The organism is Vreelandella arcis (genome assembly GCF_900103865.1).
In the GTDB taxonomy this organism is placed as follows: Bacteria; Pseudomonadota; Gammaproteobacteria; order Pseudomonadales; family Halomonadaceae; genus Vreelandella; species Vreelandella arcis.
In genome coordinates this window covers 176,702-192,365 of sequence record NZ_FNII01000008.1, presented here as the reverse complement: position 1 = coordinate 192,365, position 15,664 = coordinate 176,702, and the positions used below count along the sequence as shown (strand labels likewise).

Genomic DNA, 15,664 nt, shown 5'->3' with positions numbered 1-15,664 from the left:
GATATGCTTAGCTGCGAGGGCACAGATCCCAACATAAGGAGTTGATATGGGTATCGAAGTCGGTGGACTACTGGGCTTAATTTGGTTGATCATCGTCGTTTGGGCGATTATCAAAGTGTCGAAAAGCTCGGCGGGCGGTTTGTCCAAGCTCCTATGGATATTAGTGCTGCTGTTCTTCCCGCTGGTCGGGTTGATTGTATGGTTTTTGTTAGGCCCCAAAGGCTAGCGCCGCAAGGTTCAGCAAGCTGATATGAATAAGGCAGGCGCTAGGCCTGCCTTATTAAGTAACTTCATATTGATTTTGTTTAACTTTGCTCTTCATCAGGCGGCGATTTGTAATGCCCGGGGATTTTCAGCTTCTCTCCGTTGGGCAGGTCGCGCACTTGAGTCGGTACGTAAACGCGTTTGATAATACTTTTGGCTTTACCGCTTCCCATGGCTTTTCCTCCTGTCAGATTGTCGACAGTTTGCATCTCTACATTAGCCGTGGTTGTGATAAGAATCAAGCCATCGCCGTTGGCTTAAATGGATAAATATCGTGGATTTGGCGTCGCCTAGCAGGCGCCTGGGCACTTTTAAGGTATCCTGGAAACAAATACCAAGGTTCTGCTTTTGTATGGGGGAAGCAGGCGATAAGACACCTAGAAGTGGAGTTGATAACGAGGATGGCGGATCACTTAGAAGAACAGTTTCAGGCGCTTGGATCTCAAGAACCACAAAAACCCGACTACCCTGACCAGGATCATGTGCTCATCATCGAGGATGACCAACGCTTGGCTGAGCTCACCCGCGATTACTTGGAGGCCAATGGTTTTCAAGTCACGTTAGAGGCTGATGGGGCAAAAGGGGTGGATCGTATCCTAACCCTGCAGCCGGATCTGGTGATTCTTGATTTAATGCTGCCGGGAGAGGATGGCCTGGCGATTTGTCGTCGTGTTCGACCCAATTTCGCGGGTCCGATTATGATGTTGACGGCCCGCACCGACGACTTGGATCAAGTGTTGGGGTTGGAAATGGGCGCTGACGACTATGTGCCCAAACCTGTTCAGCCGAGGGTGCTTTTAGCGCGTATGCGCGCCTTGTTGCGGCGTGCCGATGGGCCGACCCCCGATGGTGAAATTCGTCTGCGCTTTGAGAATCTGGAAATTGATAATGCGACCCGCGAAGCTTGGTTGTCGGGGGAGCGCATTGACCTGACCAGCGCCGAGTTTGATCTTTTATGGTTGCTGGCGCGCAATGCCGGACGTGTGCTTACCCGTGAAGAGATCTTCAACGACCTGAGGGGAATCAAATACGACGGCCAAGATCGCTCGATTGACGTGCGCGTTTCACGCATTCGCCCCAAAATTGGCGACGATCCTAACCAGCCCCACCGTATCAAAACGGTACGCAGCAAGGGTTACCTGTTTGTGAAGGACAGCTGATTAAACAGAAGGACAGTCTCATGCGGCGGGTGCTCAGTCATGGCTCGTTTTTACGCTTTTATTTGCTGCTGGGTACCGCGCTATTAGTGGTGTTTCTGATCGCCCTGGGCGGCCGCGCCTTTATTGAACAGGTGCGCCGTGAGGACTATCGCGAAGCCCTAGCGGCGCTGCCCATGTCGCTGATGGCGCAACAGTTAGCCGAGAGCACGCCACGTGAACGCCAAGACCAACTGAGCATTTGGGCGGAAAAGCTTGATATGCAGTTGTCGCTGGTGGCGCTGGGAGACGCCTCGCTGAGCTATTTCGAACGCGCTCGTTTAGAGCAGGGCAAGGTGCTGGTCGAGGCCTCACCCTGGCGGTTAAAGCGCCGCATTCCCGGTCAATCCTGGCTGTTGCAGGCCGACTTTCCCGCCTGGAGTGAACAGCAATGGCACGCCTCGATTGCCATGCTTGGGGCGTGGCTATCGCCGCTTAACGACGGCGAACGCCGTGAGCGGTTAGGGGATTTGCAGCAGGGGAGTTGGCCCCTTGCGCTGCTAAATCGACCGCCCAGCGAACTAAGCGATACTCAGCACGCCCAGCTTGCCCGCGGTGAAGTCGTCACGCGGTTACGCGGTGAGCAGTTAACCATCAGCTTTCTCTATGAGTTGCCGGGGAGAGCCCAGTGGCTTGCCGTAGGGCCGGCTTCCCGGGGCAATAACCTGCCGTTTAATCTCCAGCTACTCTTGCTGATGGCGTTGATGGTCGTGCTGGCGCTGATTATTTATCTGATTATGCGCAGCATTGAATCACGCATGGCGCGACTCGAATTAGCCGCCACACGGATTGCCAGCGGCCGGTTGGAGACCCGGGTAAAAGTGGAAAGTGGCGACTTCCTGGGGCGTTTGGGCATGGCCTTCAACGGCATGGCCAATCAAGTGCAGTCGCTGCTGCGCGGTCAGCAAGAGATGATCCGCGCCGTGTCCCACGAACTACGCACGCCAGTGGCCCGCATTCGTTTTGCGGTGCAAATGGTCGAGGACATGACCGAACAGCCCGCTATACGACGCCAGCTGCAGGGCATCGATGCCGATATCGCCGAGCTTGATGAACTGGTCGATGAAATTCTTACCTACGCGAGATTGGGCGGCGAGACCGTTAACGGCGCCGAGTTGGAAACCGCACTGGTCGAATGCCGGGCGATGGCCGAGCGGGTGATCGATACGCTCTCGCCGCTTCACGAGGGCTTGACCATCACCTTAATGCCGGGGCCAGACATCGAGCTGTTGGCAGAACCCCGCTACCTTCAGCGAGCGCTGCAAAACCTAGTGAGTAACGCGTGTCGCTATGGCCAGTCCCAAGTTGTCATTGGGCTATGGGACGAGCCGCATTTGGTACGTATTGACGTGGAAGACGATGGGCCAGGGATTCCCGCCGATGTCCGGGCCGACGTGTTTAAACCCTTCGCGCGTTTAGACGACAGCCGGGCACGCAGCTCGGGCGGTTACGGGTTGGGACTGTCCATTGTGCAAAAAATCATGGCCGGCCATGGCGGCAGCGTGACCGTGGATGTCAGCCCCACCTTGGGCGGCGCACGATTCACGCTGCTGATTCCGCGTCGCGAGTCACCGGCTTGATGCCAGTCAGTACGGCAAACGAGGTTTCCTTAGCCGTGCGTAAAAAATCCTGCATCCATGGGGCTTCCAGCGTTTCTTCGCGAACGGCCGCGTAGAGCGTGCTCCAAACGCCCTGTTCACCGAGCTTGACCGCGCTAACATAGTCGCGTTCCAGGTATTCGGTGAGTGCCCAATTGGGCAGTGCGCACACCCCTCGCCCGCTGGCGACCAGTTGCATCATCATGATCGTTAATTCGGCCGTGCGTATTTCCCGTGGGCGAACCCCGGCGGGGGCTAAAAACTGAGTGAAGACGTCAAGTCGAGACTGCTCTACCGGGTAGGTAATTAAGGTTTCATCGGCGAGTGCCTCAGGGGTGACGAAGCTGTACGCGGCATACGGATGCTGGCGAGCAACCGCCAATAGACCCTCATAACGGAATAGCGGCATATAGCGAACGCCGTCCAGGGGTTGCGGATCCGCTGTAATGACCAAATCGAGCTGTTCCCGGGCAAGCGCGGGCAGCGGGTCGAAATGGTGGCCGCTGGGGATGTCGATCTCAACCTCGGGCCAATGATCGCGAAAGTAATCCACCGTGGGCATCAGCCACTGGAAACAGCTGTGGCATTCAATCGCCATGTGCAGGCGGCCGAGTTCGGTTCCCGCCATGCGTGCGATGTCGCGTTCCGCTTTGCGTACTTCAGGCAGTACCTGATCGGCCAAGGCGAGCAGCCGCAGCCCCGCACGGGTGAATTCAACGGGTCGGGTCTTACGCACAAACAGCGGGCTGTCCACGCGGCTTTCGAGGTCTTTTAGCTGATGAGACAGCGCTGACTGGGTGAGGTGGACGCGATCAGCGGCTTCAACCAGTGACCCGGTTTCGCGCAGCGCAAGCAGGGTGCGCAAGTGGCGTAATTCAATCATGGTGAGTTTTTTTCATTTTCAATATTAGAAACTTTAGTTTGATTCACCTGGTGGCGGTGCCCAGACTGTGCGAAATCATTCACGTTGTAAGGTTTCATCATGACAGTTTCTCATATTCTCGGCTATCCCCGCATTGGCGCTCAACGCGAGCTAAAAAAAGCCACCGAGGCGTACTGGAAAGGCGAGTGTTCGCGCGAAGCACTCGAAAAGACCGGTCGCGAACTGCGCTTACGCCATTGGCAGGCGCAGCAGTCGGCGGGGCTTGATCTGGTGAGTGTCGGCGATTTCGCATTTTACGATCAAGTGCTTAACGTCTCGGTGCTATTGGGTGCGGTGCCCGAACGCTTCAACGCGGCACAGGAAGTCGCGGCGGGTGATGTTGACCTGGATACTGCCTTTCGTATGGCGCGGGGACGGGCGCCAAGCGGTGAACCGGCACCAGCATGCGAAATGACCAAGTACTTCGATACTAACTATCACTACTTGGTCCCGGAGCTGCATGAAGGACAACGCTTTACCCTCGCCTCTAATCGGTTGTTCGAAGAGGTTGATGAAGCACTAAGTGCCGGGTTTACCCCCAAAGTGACGCTCACCGGGCCACTCACTTGGCTGTGGTTGGGCAAGTCCAAAACCGGCGAGCTGGATCGCTTATCGCTATTGGATAGCGTCTTGGATGTGTATAGCGAAGTGCTGGCGCGTCTGGCAACGCAGGGGGTTGAGTGGGTTCAGTTGGATGAACCTGCGTTGGTGCAGGATTTGCCTCTGGCGTGGCATCAAGCGTACGAGCGCGCTTACCATCGGCTGCAGTCTGCTCCCTTAAAGCTGCTGGTCGCGAGCTACTTCGGTGGCCTGGGCGATAATTTGTCGCTGGCCACGCGGCTGCCGGTCGCTGGACTGCATATTGATGCCGTGCGCGCACCGCAACAAGTCGACAATGTGATCGATCGCTTAGGCCCCCACCAGGTGCTGTCGATAGGCTTTATCGACGGACGCAATATTTGGCGTGCCGATCTTGCCGCGCTGCGTGAGCGGCTGCTGCCGTTAAAGGTGCGTCTGGGTAAACGGCTGTGGCTTGCCCCCAGTTGTTCGCTGTTACATGTGCCGGTAGACCTCACACAAGAAACCGAGCTTGATGAGTCTTTAGTCAGTTGGCTGGCGTTTGCTCGTCAAAAGCTCGACGAGGTGGTGACCCTGGCCCGCTTGATCGATAACCGTGCCACCGACCTTGATGAGCAGCGTTTAAAGGCCGCCACACAAGCACTGGATGCCCGGCGTGAATCAGGGCGGATTCACCAGCCAGCGGTGAGCACGCGCGTTGCCGCGGTCACGCCCGGCGATAGCCAGCGTCGTTCTGTTTATGCTGAGCGCGCGGTGGCGCAGCGCCGAGCGCTTAATCTGCCGCTATTTCCCACCACGACCATCGGTTCGTTTCCACAAACCCACGACATTCGGGCGGCGCGGCGCGCGTTTAAAGCCGGTGAGTTAAGCCAAACCGACTATGAAACACGTATGCGAGCAGAGATTGCATACGCGGTTGAACGCCAAGAAGCGCTCGGCTTGGACGTGCCGGTACACGGTGAGGCCGAGCGCAACGACATGGTGGAGTATTTTGGCGAACAGCTAGATGGCTTTGCCTTTACCCGCTTTGGTTGGGTTCAAAGCTATGGCTCGCGCTGCGTGAAACCGCCGGTCATTTTTGGCGACGTGACCCGCCCGGCGGCTATGACCGTGCGCTGGAGTCAGTATGCCCAAACGCTCACCGATAAGCCCATGAAAGGCATGCTGACCGGCCCCGTGACGATATTGCAGTGGTCGTTTGTGCGCGATGATCAATCGCGTGATACCACCTGCCGGCAGATTGCCTTAGCGCTTCGCGACGAGGTGCTGGATCTGGAGCAGGCCGGTATCCCTATTATTCAAATTGACGAACCCGCCCTGCGTGAAGGCTTGCCGCTGCGCCAGAACGAGTGGCAGAGCTATTTAGACTGGGCGGTGGAATGTTTCCGGTTAAGTGCCGCGGGGGTTAGTGACGCGACTCAGATCCATACCCACATGTGTTACTCGGAGTTTAACGACATCATCGGAGCGATCGCGGCGCTGGATGCCGATGTGATCACCATCGAAACATCACGCTCGGATATGGAATTGCTCGACGCCTTCCAGGACTTTGCTTATCCCAACGAGATTGGGCCTGGCGTCTATGATATCCACACCCCGAATATTCCTGATGTGGGGTGGATGGTGGACTTGATGGAAAAAGCGCTGGAAAAAATCCCCGCCGAACGGCTATGGGTCAATCCCGACTGTGGGCTCAAAACCCGCGGCTGGGCCGAAGTAGAGCCGGCGCTTGCCAATATGGTAGAGGCCGCTAAGCAACTGCGCCAGCGTTACGCCTAAATGCGGATCGCATGTCTCAACATGTCAAACCCCGGCAACGCGCCGGGGTTTTTCATCTGACATGGTCAACTTTTAGTGGCGTAGGCGTAGAGCAATGTTTCCTGAGCGCTGATGGGATCACTGTTGCCCGGGTCTTGCAGGTGGTAGCTACCGTCGCTTTTCAGCAGCCAGCTTTGGCAGTTGTCCACCAGGTAGGTTTCCAGATCCTTGCGCACACGGGAGGCCAACTTTTTATCGAGCAGCGGAAAGCAGGTTTCCACCCGATGGAACATATTACGCGACATCAGATCAGCGCTTGAGCACCAAATTTCCGGCTTGCCATCGTTGTGGAAGTGGAAAACTCGCGTGTGCTCTAGAAAACGCCCGATAATCGAACGCACGCGAATGTTCTCCGATACGCCTGGTAGCCCGGGTTTTAGGCAGCACATGCCGCGAATAATCAGGTCACACTCCACGCCTGCCTGAGACGCCCGATATAGCGCCTTGATAAGTTGAGGCTCGGTGAGCGAGTTGCACTTGAAGATGATATGAGCACGTTTGCCCTTGCGGGCCACCTGCGCTTCGCGATCAATCATTTCTATTAATCGTTCGTGCAGCGTAAACGGCGCGTGGAGCAGCGTATCAATTTTACGCGCGCGACCCATGCCCGACAGCTGTTGAAACACCCGATGGACGTCGGCGCAAAGTGCCTTATTGGCGGTCAGCAGGCTGTAGTCGGTGTACAGTTTGGCGGTTTTGGAATGGTAGTTGCCGGTGCCCAGGTGGGCGTAGTGGCGGAGCCCATCGCTCTCACGGCGCACAATATGCAGCATTTTGGCGTGGGTTTTATACGCCATGATGCCGTAAATCACGATGGCTCCGGCTTCCTGAAGCCGTGACGCCAGTTGCAGGTTGTCTGCTTCGTCAAAGCGCGCCCGCAACTCAATCACCACGGTCACTTCTTTACCATGACTCGCGGCGTCCACCAGCGCGCTAACAATCGGCGAGTCGGCACCGGTCCGGTAGAGCGTTTGTTTGATCGCCAGTACATCCGGGTCGCGTGCCGCCTCGCTGAGTAGATCTTCAATTGGCGAAAACGACTGAAAAGGATGGTGCAGCAGGAGATCCTGTTTAGCGATAGCGCTAAATAAACTGCCACCTCTCAGTGCTTTGGGGGTGCCAGGTGTGTAAGGCCGATATAGCAGCTCGGGGCGGTCAACGTCGCCAAGCACCGACATCATACGGGTCAGGTTGACCGGGCCTTGTACGCGGTAAAGATCGTCGCTCTCAAGGCTGAATTGGCGTAGCAGGAAGTTGGTTAAATCGTCCGGGCAGTTATCGGCGACTTCTAAGCGCACCCCGCTGCCGTAGCGCCTTGCCAACAGTTCGCCGCGCAGCGCCGAGGCCAGGTCGGACACCTCTTCGGGGTCGACCGTCATGTCCGCATTACGCGTCAGGCGGAACTGGTAGCAACCGCGCACCTTCATGCCTGGAAACAGCTCCTCGGCATGCGCGTGAATCATCGATGATAAAAACACGTACTCGGTAAAGCCTTCGCTGCAAAGGTTCTTGGGCAGGGCCATGAGGCGCGGCAGCGAGCGGGGGGCGGGCAGAATCGCCATGCCACCGGCGCGGCCAAAGGCATCCTTGCCTTCCAGCTCGACGATAAAGTTGAGGCTTTTGTTGACCAATCGCGGAAAGGGGTGCGACGGATCCAGCCCGATAGGGCTGATGACCGGCATAATATCGTTATTAAACAGTTCCTGAACCCAGTCTTTTTGCGCTTTGGTCCATTGATCGCGACGCCGAAACCTGAGTCCCTGAGCCTCGAGTGCCGGCAACAACGTATCGTTAAGTATTTGATACTGGCGCACGATTTGTTCGTGAGCGATCTCGGAAATCTCGGCCAGTACGGCTTTGGGGAGCCGCCCATCGGCGCCTGTTGTATCGTCGCCTAGGGCGATTTGGTGCTTAAGCCCAGCGACGCGAATCTCAAAAAACTCATCCATATTGGATGAGAAAATCAGCAGAAACATCAGTCGGTTGAGAAGCGGGTGGGCATCATCGAGCGCCTGCTCCAACACGCGGATATTAAACTTCAGGTGCGACAGCTCGCGGTTGAAGTAGAGCTGCGGATTGTCTAGGTCGGTTTCGGGCGGCGTTTCGCGGGCCTGAATGCCCGCTGGCGTGCGGTTAACGCGAAGCGTGGACGTTTCGGTATCGCCGCTGCCATGCTCATTAGGCGGATTGGGCAAGCTGTCGGTGACCTGATCGTCCATGTTGACTGCCTCCGGCGTCAGTGATTTTGGAGCGTATCATTGCCCGATACGCGATGATCAACGCAGTATGACAAAGCAAGATGACAAAGACGTGTCACAGCGTTGTCATCTACGCACGCAGATCAACGCGCTTTGGCCAGCAAGCGAGCCGCATCGAGTGCAAAGTAGCTCAAAATGCCGTCGGCACCAGCCCGTTTGAAGCACATCAATGATTCGAGAATCACCGTGTCGGCGTCAAGCCAGCCATTATCGAAAGCGGCGCGGTGCATCGCGTACTCGCCGCTCACCTGGTAGGCGTACGTCGGTACGCGTAATTCACTTTTGACCCGCTGAACCACATCCAGATAGGGCATCCCCGGCTTTACCATGACCATATCGGCCCCCTCGGCAATATCCATGGCCACCTCGTGAAGCGCTTCATCACTGTTGGCCGGATCCATTTGGTAGGTGCGCTTGTCGGCTTTGCCTAGGTTTGCCGACGAACCGACGGCATCGCGGAAGGGGCCGTAATAGTGCGAGGCATATTTAGCGCTGTAGGCCATGATGCGCACATTAGGGAGGTCTTCTTGTTCCAGCACCTGGCGGATAGCGCCGATACGACCGTCCATCATATCGGAGGGGGCGACCACGTCGGCACCGGCCTCGGCGTGGGATAGCGCCTGCTTCAACAGGGTATCGACGGTACGGTCGTTGAGCACATAGCCTTGTTCATCAATGATGCCGTCTTGCCCGTGGATGGTGTAAGGGTCAAGGGCAACGTCGGTGATGATGCCTAACTCGGGCAGGGCCTCTTTCAGCGCGCGTACGCTGCGTTGAACCAAGCCGTTTGCGTTGTAAGCTTCTTCGGCAAGCTGTGATTTTTGCTCGGCACCCACCACCGGGAAGATCGCAATCGCGGGAATACCTAACGTATAGGCTTCGCGGGCCTGCTCAATCAGCAGGTCAATCGACAGGCGCTCTACGCCCGGCATCGAGGAGACCGCTTCACGCTGTTGGCTGCCTTCCAGGACAAAGACCGGCAAAATTAAATCGTCGGGGGTTAATGATGACTCGCGCATCAAACGGCGCGAGAAATCGTCGCGGCGCATGCGGCGCATACGAGTCGCAGGGAAGTGACGAGGGGTTGATGTGCTCAACGGTATTCTCCACAAAAACTCGTGAATAAAGGTGCCTATCGGCCTTAGCTGAGTATATCAGCCTTGACCTGCGGCGAAAGCCGCCTTGTGGCGCGCCACAAGACTGACTAAAGTGGCGCGAACGCTGCTGAATGAGCAGACCCTGGACAAGGAGATAGGCATGACCAAACAGGTGGCAGTGATTCTCGCTGGTTGCGGTGCATTCGATGGTTCAGAAATTTACGAAACCACGTTGACGCTTCTACGCTTGGATCAGCTGGGAATAGGATATCGCTGTTTTGCCCCCGATATCGAGCAACACCATGTGGTAAATCACCTCACCCAGCAAGCCGATGCAGACGAACGGCGTAATGTGCTGGTGGAGTCAGCGCGTTTGGCCCGCGGCGAGGTGACCCCGCTGACCGAGTTAGTGGCCGATGAGTTTGACGCGGTGATCGTACCGGGTGGCTTTGGTGTGGCCAAAAACCTGTCGGATTTCGCCACAGCAGGTGACAGCATGCAGGTACTTGAGTCACTCAAAGAGGTGTTGGCAGGCTTTCGCGAAGACGCCAAACCGATTGGCTTAATCTGCATTGCGCCGGTGCTGGCAACGCGTTTATTAGGCGATGGCATTGCTGTCACGGTAGGCAAAGATCCCGGCGTATCCGGAGCGATCAGCGCCATGGGCGGACTGCACCGCAGCTGTAGCGTTGACGATATCGTGGTGGATCTGGAACATCGGGTAGTGACAACACCCGCCTATATGCTCGCCACGCGGATTAGCGAAGCGGCCACGGGTATTTTTAAGTTGGTGGATCGGATTGATGACATGATGAGCTAGTTTGCAAGCGAACGCCCGTACAAACGCATAAGCCGCTGCCTAGGGCAGCGGCTTATTTATTGGGTGTTTACAGTGAAAACGAATCGCTTATTCGTCGCTCTGTTCTTGAGCGGCTTTTTCGGCTCGACGATTGCGCACCAAGCGGCCAAACAACAGGCCAACTTCGTAAAGCAGATACATCGGCACCGCTAGCAAACTCTGGGAAATAACGTCGGGCGGTGTTAGCACCATGCCAATAATGAAACAGCCCAATATGATATACGGACGTTTCTGAGAAAGGCTTTCGACCGTCGTGGCGCCTGACAGGATCAACAAAAACGTTGCCACTGGGATTTCAAAGGCCACACCAAAGGCAAAAAACAGCTTGAGCACGAAGTTCAAATACTGGTTGATGTCGGTCATCACCGTGACATTTTCCGGTCCTGTTTGGGTGAAAAACGCAAACAGCAGCGGAAATACCACGTAATAGGCGAATGCCGCCCCTGCGTAGAACAGCAAGATGCTGGAAACGAGGATCGGAATAGCCAGCGCTTTCTCATTATCGTAAAGCCCTGGGGCAATAAACGACCATGCTTGGTGAAGCACGAAGGGAACGGCAATGAACAGCGCAGTCACCAAGGTTAGTTTAAACGGCGCAAGAAACGGCGAGGCGACTTCCGTCGCAATCATTTGCGACCCGGGAGGCAGCAGCGCCATGAGAGGTTCCGCCACGAAAATGTAGATATCGTTTGAGAACGAATACAGTCCCAGAAAGATCACCAAAATGGCGATAACCGCCCGCATCAGGCGCGAGCGCAACTCTATGAGATGCTCGATTAGCGGTGCTTGGGGCGGCTCATTATTGGGCTCCTGGGAATCGCCAGACGTACTCATGGGTGCTTGCGGTCCTTAGTAGATGACTCAGCGTCGGAGGAGGCTGGCGCCGGCGACTCTGGGGCTTCCTCTTGGACGGTCTCCAGCGCATCATCCAGGTGCGACACAGCACTGGCGGCGCGCTGTTCCGACTCGCTTGACGTGCTGCGTGAAGGGGCCGTTGGTTTTTCGGGGTCGTCGGCTATCCGCTCTACGTCCTGTTTGGCTTTGCGTAAACTGTCATCTAGCTTTGTTTGCTGGTCGGTGAGCTTTTGGCGTAGATCCTCCGCCTCAAGCTGAGCGCTGATTTCACGCTGCATTCCCGAAACGGTGCGTTTAACCTTACCGACCCACAGCCCTGCCGTGCGCGCGGCGCGCGGCAGGCGCTCAGGGCCCAGCACCAAAAGCCCGACAACGCCAATGACCAGTATTTCAAAAAAGCCAAAGTCGAACATGGCTTATTTGCGCTCGTCGTTATTTTCGGCTTTCTGTTTGGCTTTCTCTTCTGCTTGAACGTCGTAGGTGTTGCCAGCTTCGTCGTGGCTGACTTTCGACTGAGGCTGATCGGCGTCTGGTTTATCGGTGTCTTTCTCATCCTCATGAACGGCTTTTTTGAAGCCCTTAACCGCACCGCCCAAGTCTGTGCCGACGTTGCGTAGTTTTTTAGTGCCGAAAACCAGGATGATGATGCCCAGCACAATGAGCAGTTGCCAAATACTGATACCACCTAACATAAGCGTGTCCTCATAATGGATCTACGTTGCAAAGCCAATGGGTTATTGTTCGCGCGCCGCTTTTTCGTCGTGGCCCGACATGCCAAAGCGACGCGCTAATTCGTTTAGTACGTCGCGGTGATCCATGTCCAGATGCGACAGCATCACCAAGCTATGAAACCACAGGTCGGCTGTTTCAGCGACCAATGCCTGTCGCTCGGCCAAACCGCCGTGTTCGGCGTCTTTAGCGGCAAGCAATGTTTCGGTGGCTTCCTCGCCGACTTTTTCGAGTATCTTGTTCAATCCCTTGTAATGCAAGGCGGCAACATACGAATCGTCCGGCGCTGCGTGGCGGCGCTGTTGTAATACCTCGGCGAGCGCATCGAGCACAGGCGTATTATTGGGGGTCGAAGGCGTCGTGTCCATGGGGATCCTTAGGTGCTTTAACTATTGCCATGCTAACAGCAATAAGCCGATGGCCGCAGCGAAGAGAACCGGCCATTCTTGACCGCTTGCCCATTGGCTGAGTGGCTGCCAAGCCAGAGCGAGCCCCAGCAAGATCAAACCAATCCGCAAGCGATGCTGGCGTTTTCCTTGTCGGGCCATTTGCCGTCGCATGGCGCTGATAGCCGAAGCCTGCTGGTGGCGCTGACGGTGTTCGTGCTCCATGCGATTAAGTGCCTGGTGCGCTAATACCGGCAGCTCCGGTAACTGATGAGAAAGCTCCGGTGCCTGGCGTTTTAGTGACCGCCACAAGCCGCCGACGCCGGCGCGATCCTTCATCCACTGCTCTAAATAGGGTTTTGCCGTGCTCCACAGGTCAAGGTCTGGGTAAAGCTGTCGCCCCAATCCTTCTATATTCAGTAGGGTTTTTTGCAGCAACACCAGCTGGGGCTGAACTTCCATATTAAAGCGCCGGGCGGTTTGGAACAGCCCCAGCAGTACCTGGCCAAAGGATATATCTTTCAACGGTTTTTCTAAGATTGGCTCGCAAACGGTACGTATCGCTGCGGCAAACTCGTTGGCCCGGGTGTTTTCACCCACCCAGCCTGACTCAATGTGCAGCGCCGCCACTTCGTAATAGTCTTGATGAAAAAATGCCAGCAGGTTGCGCGCCAGGTAATCCTGATCCTCCCGCGTTAGGCTGCCGACAATCCCGCAGTCAATGGCGATATATTGCGGGTCTTCAGGGTTGTCGCAGTTGACGAAAATATTCCCAGGGTGCATGTCAGCATGGAAGAAATTGTCGCGGAATACCTGGGTAAAGAAAAGTTCCACGCCGCGCTCGGCGAGCTTTTTAAGGTTGGTGCCGTTGGCTTTAAGCGTGTCAAGGTCAGCCACAGGCACGCCGCGAATGCGTTCCTGGACCATGACGTGGCGGCGGGTAAAGGGCCAGTAGATGGTCGGCACAAACAGTAGCGGGGAATCTTTGAAATTGCGCTTAAGCTGCGAGGTGTTGGCGGCTTCTTTATACAGGTCGAGCTCATCGAAGAGCGTCGCCTCATAATCCCTGATCACCTCTACCGGGCGCAGGCGACGTGCCTCAGGCACTTTGCTAAGCAGCTTGGCCACCTGATACATCAGAGCCATGTCCTGACGCATGATGCGGTCGATGCCGGGGCGAATGATTTTGACCACCACGTCCTCACCGCTATGCAACCGGGCGACATGCACTTGTGCAATTGAGGCCGATGCTAGGGGCGCCGGGTCGAAAAAGGCGAATGCCTCGCTAAGCGGCATATCAAGCTCTTTTTCCACCCGGGCAACGGCGTGCTCACCAGGGAAGGGCGGGACTTGATCTTGTAGGCGCCTGAGTTCATCGGCGAGGTCGGCGGGCAGCAGGTCGCGACGCGTGGAAAGCATCTGGCCGAATTTAATAAAAATAGGCCCGAGCGCTTCCAAGGCGAGACGTAACCGCTCAGCCCGTGAGCGCCGGCCAATGGGCATCAGGCGCAGCGGCGAAAACCACAGCAGAAACCGCAGCCACCACGGTAGCCGATCAAGCGGCAGCAGCGTATCCAGGCGGTGGCGGGCAATAATCCAACTGATGCGAATAAGCCGCAGGCTCATTGGTTCGCCTCCGCGCGAAGCCGTCGATCAAGGCGTTTAAAGCGAGCTTCCAGGCGATCAGTCGCCACTTCTAGTGCGGTTAGCTGGTCACGCAGTACGTCGCGTTGCTGGCGGCCGGGAAGCAGGCGGGCCTCTTCAAATACGTAGTCCGAAACGTCCTTCACGAGCTCGTCTTTGGTTCGTAGGCCCCAGCCTGCCGCCCGCCGAAGGCCTTCGGCCAGTGAGTGGGCAGGATAGTCCCCCAGCCAGCGCGCCAGTTCATTTTCCCAGTCGAGGTCAAGGTCAAGCAGCAACGCGCGCGTCGCCTCAAGCAAGTGCACTTGGCCACGAAAGGCGAGCCTACCTTCAAACATCAGTTGCTCTACCGACGCCCCGCTCATCCAAGCCGATAGCGTTTCCGGGGTTAGCTCTACCACTGCATCGGCCTGCTGGTCGTCTAGGCCGTCGGCGCGGAGTAAGTCGACGCCGGCGGCGTGGTAGTGCATGACCAGTGCCAGGTGGGGCTGCTCGAAACGCACTAACAAGCGGCTACCCGCCAACGCGGCTAGCCGACCAGGCGACGCAGGATCGCGGGCGAGCAAGGCGTTCAAGGTGCGTTCACATCCGGCCAGCAATAAGGTCGGTGTTACCAGCATGCTGACCTCATGGTGGTTGATGTCATAGTTTAATGCCGCGGTGCAGCGCGACGATACCGCCGGTGAGGTTGGTGTATTCCACCCGCTCAAGACCGGCGCTCTCCATCATGCTTTTCAGCGTGTCTTGGTCGGGGTGCATACGGATCGACTCGGCCAAGTAGCGGTAGCTTTCGCCATCGCCCGCTACCAGCTCGCCCATTTTCGGCAGAAGGCGGAAAGAGTATTCGTCGTAGGCTTTCGATAACAGTGGGTTGTTGGGTTTGGAAAATTCCAGCACCAGTAGACGTCCGCCGGGTTTAAGCACCCGGGCCATCGAGCGTAGCGCAGCGTCTTTGTCGGTGACGTTGCGCAATCCAAACGCAATGGTGATGCAGTCAAAGCTGTTATCGGGAAACGGCAGGCACTCGGCGTTGGCCTGGACATATTCAACGTTGCTGCCTACGCCGCTGTCCATCAGTTTGTCGCGGCCCACATTGAGCATCGAGGCGTTGATGTCGGCCAGAACCACTTTGCCCCGGGGGCCGACCAAACGCGAAAACTTAAGCGTTAGGTCGCCAGTGCCGCCGGCGATATCGAGTACGTGGTGGCCAGGGCGAACCCCGGCGCGCTCGATGGTGAGACGCTTCCATACACGGTGGATGCCCATTGACATGAGGTCGTTCATGACGTCGTAACGGGCGGCGACCGAATGGAAAACATCGGCCACGCGTGAGGCTTTTTCGTCGAGAGGAACTTCCTGATAACCAAAATCGGTCGTGCGCTTATCGGTGGGGCTCATGGGGCTCTAGCTCCCGAGTTCGAGGCAGTGGTCGTCGACCAAGCGGTCGTCGCGTTAAAAAAGT

At 56.6% G+C, this 15,664-nt stretch carries 16 protein-coding genes; 5 read left to right on the top strand and 11 right to left on the bottom strand.

Annotated features, from left to right (window positions below; translation table 11 throughout):
- Nucleotides 1-46: 46 nt before the first annotated feature.
- Nucleotides 47-226: a PLDc N-terminal domain-containing protein gene (locus BLR97_RS11640; protein WP_089706673.1), complete on the top strand. Its 180-nt coding sequence runs from the start codon at nt 47-49 to the stop codon at nt 224-226.
- Between the two features lie 79 nt (nt 227-305).
- Here BLR97_RS11640 and BLR97_RS20090 read toward each other — a convergent pair whose 3' ends face one another.
- Nucleotides 306-437, bottom strand: a complete 132-nt coding sequence (locus tag BLR97_RS20090; RefSeq protein WP_280140191.1) for a hypothetical protein — start codon at nt 435-437, stop codon at nt 306-308.
- A gap of 228 nt (nt 438-665) precedes the next feature.
- Here BLR97_RS20090 and BLR97_RS11635 point away from each other — a divergent pair, with 228 nt between their 5' ends.
- A complete protein-coding gene (locus BLR97_RS11635) occupies nt 666-1,424 on the top strand; it encodes a winged helix-turn-helix domain-containing protein (RefSeq protein ID WP_089706669.1) in 759 nt (252 codons plus the stop codon).
- Between the two features lie 20 nt (nt 1,425-1,444).
- On the top strand, nt 1,445-3,040 hold the full coding sequence (locus BLR97_RS11630) for an ATP-binding protein (RefSeq protein ID WP_089706667.1): 1,596 nt from the start codon (nt 1,445-1,447) through the stop codon (nt 3,038-3,040).
- On the opposite strand, the gene BLR97_RS11625 is transcribed toward BLR97_RS11630, so the two are convergent.
- Nucleotides 3,003-3,941: a LysR family transcriptional regulator gene (locus BLR97_RS11625; RefSeq protein ID WP_089706664.1), complete on the bottom strand. Its 939-nt coding sequence runs from the start codon at nt 3,939-3,941 to the stop codon at nt 3,003-3,005. The genes BLR97_RS11630 and BLR97_RS11625 overlap by 38 nt on opposite strands.
- A gap of 99 nt (nt 3,942-4,040) precedes the next feature.
- Between BLR97_RS11625 and metE the strand changes: the two genes are divergently transcribed.
- Nucleotides 4,041-6,338: a 5-methyltetrahydropteroyltriglutamate--homocysteine S-methyltransferase gene (gene metE, locus BLR97_RS11620; RefSeq protein WP_089706661.1), complete on the top strand. Its 2,298-nt coding sequence runs from the start codon at nt 4,041-4,043 to the stop codon at nt 6,336-6,338.
- A gap of 65 nt (nt 6,339-6,403) precedes the next feature.
- Here metE and ppk1 read toward each other — a convergent pair whose 3' ends face one another.
- Both ppk1 and hemB read right to left on the bottom strand, forming a co-directional pair.
- Entirely contained in the window at nt 6,404-8,596 is a 2,193-nt protein-coding gene (gene ppk1 / locus BLR97_RS11615) for a polyphosphate kinase 1 (protein WP_089706659.1), read from the bottom strand.
- Nucleotides 8,597-8,718: 122 nt separating this feature from the next.
- Nucleotides 8,719-9,732: a porphobilinogen synthase gene (gene hemB / locus BLR97_RS11610; protein ID WP_089706656.1), complete on the bottom strand. Its 1,014-nt coding sequence runs from the start codon at nt 9,730-9,732 to the stop codon at nt 8,719-8,721.
- 160 nt (nt 9,733-9,892) lie between these two features.
- Between hemB and elbB the strand changes: the two genes are divergently transcribed.
- A complete protein-coding gene (gene elbB / locus BLR97_RS11605; RefSeq protein ID WP_089706653.1) occupies nt 9,893-10,552 on the top strand; it encodes an isoprenoid biosynthesis glyoxalase ElbB in 660 nt (219 codons plus the stop codon).
- 87 nt (nt 10,553-10,639) lie between these two features.
- On the opposite strand, the gene tatC is transcribed toward elbB, so the two are convergent.
- The 7 genes from tatC to ubiE are packed head-to-tail and all read right to left on the bottom strand — an operon-like array spanning nt 10,640 to nt 15,600.
- Nucleotides 10,640-11,425: a twin-arginine translocase subunit TatC gene (gene tatC, locus BLR97_RS11600; RefSeq protein ID WP_089706650.1), complete on the bottom strand. Its 786-nt coding sequence runs from the start codon at nt 11,423-11,425 to the stop codon at nt 10,640-10,642.
- The gene (tatB, locus tag BLR97_RS11595; protein ID WP_089706648.1) at nt 11,422-11,859 is read right to left on the bottom strand and encodes a Sec-independent protein translocase protein TatB; all 438 of its coding nucleotides are present in this window, start codon (nt 11,857-11,859) and stop codon (nt 11,422-11,424) included. Before tatB ends, tatC begins: the two co-directional genes overlap by 4 nt.
- Nucleotides 11,860-11,862: 3 nt before the next feature.
- Nucleotides 11,863-12,138 carry a Sec-independent protein translocase subunit TatA gene (gene tatA / locus BLR97_RS11590; RefSeq protein ID WP_089706645.1) on the bottom strand — a complete coding sequence of 92 codons (276 nt, stop codon included), beginning with the start codon at nt 12,136-12,138 and terminating at the stop codon, nt 11,863-11,865.
- A gap of 42 nt (nt 12,139-12,180) precedes the next feature.
- Nucleotides 12,181-12,543, bottom strand: a complete 363-nt coding sequence (locus tag BLR97_RS11585) for a phosphoribosyl-ATP diphosphatase (protein ID WP_089706642.1) — start codon at nt 12,541-12,543, stop codon at nt 12,181-12,183.
- Between the two features lie 21 nt (nt 12,544-12,564).
- Nucleotides 12,565-14,187, bottom strand: a complete 1,623-nt coding sequence (gene ubiB, locus BLR97_RS11580) for a ubiquinone biosynthesis regulatory protein kinase UbiB (protein ID WP_089706639.1) — start codon at nt 14,185-14,187, stop codon at nt 12,565-12,567.
- Nucleotides 14,184-14,822: a ubiquinone biosynthesis accessory factor UbiJ gene (locus BLR97_RS11575; RefSeq protein WP_089706636.1), complete on the bottom strand. Its 639-nt coding sequence runs from the start codon at nt 14,820-14,822 to the stop codon at nt 14,184-14,186. Before BLR97_RS11575 ends, ubiB begins: the two co-directional genes overlap by 4 nt.
- A gap of 22 nt (nt 14,823-14,844) precedes the next feature.
- Entirely contained in the window at nt 14,845-15,600 is a 756-nt protein-coding gene (gene ubiE, locus BLR97_RS11570) for a bifunctional demethylmenaquinone methyltransferase/2-methoxy-6-polyprenyl-1,4-benzoquinol methylase UbiE (RefSeq protein ID WP_089706633.1), read from the bottom strand.
- Nucleotides 15,601-15,664 lie beyond the last annotated feature (64 nt).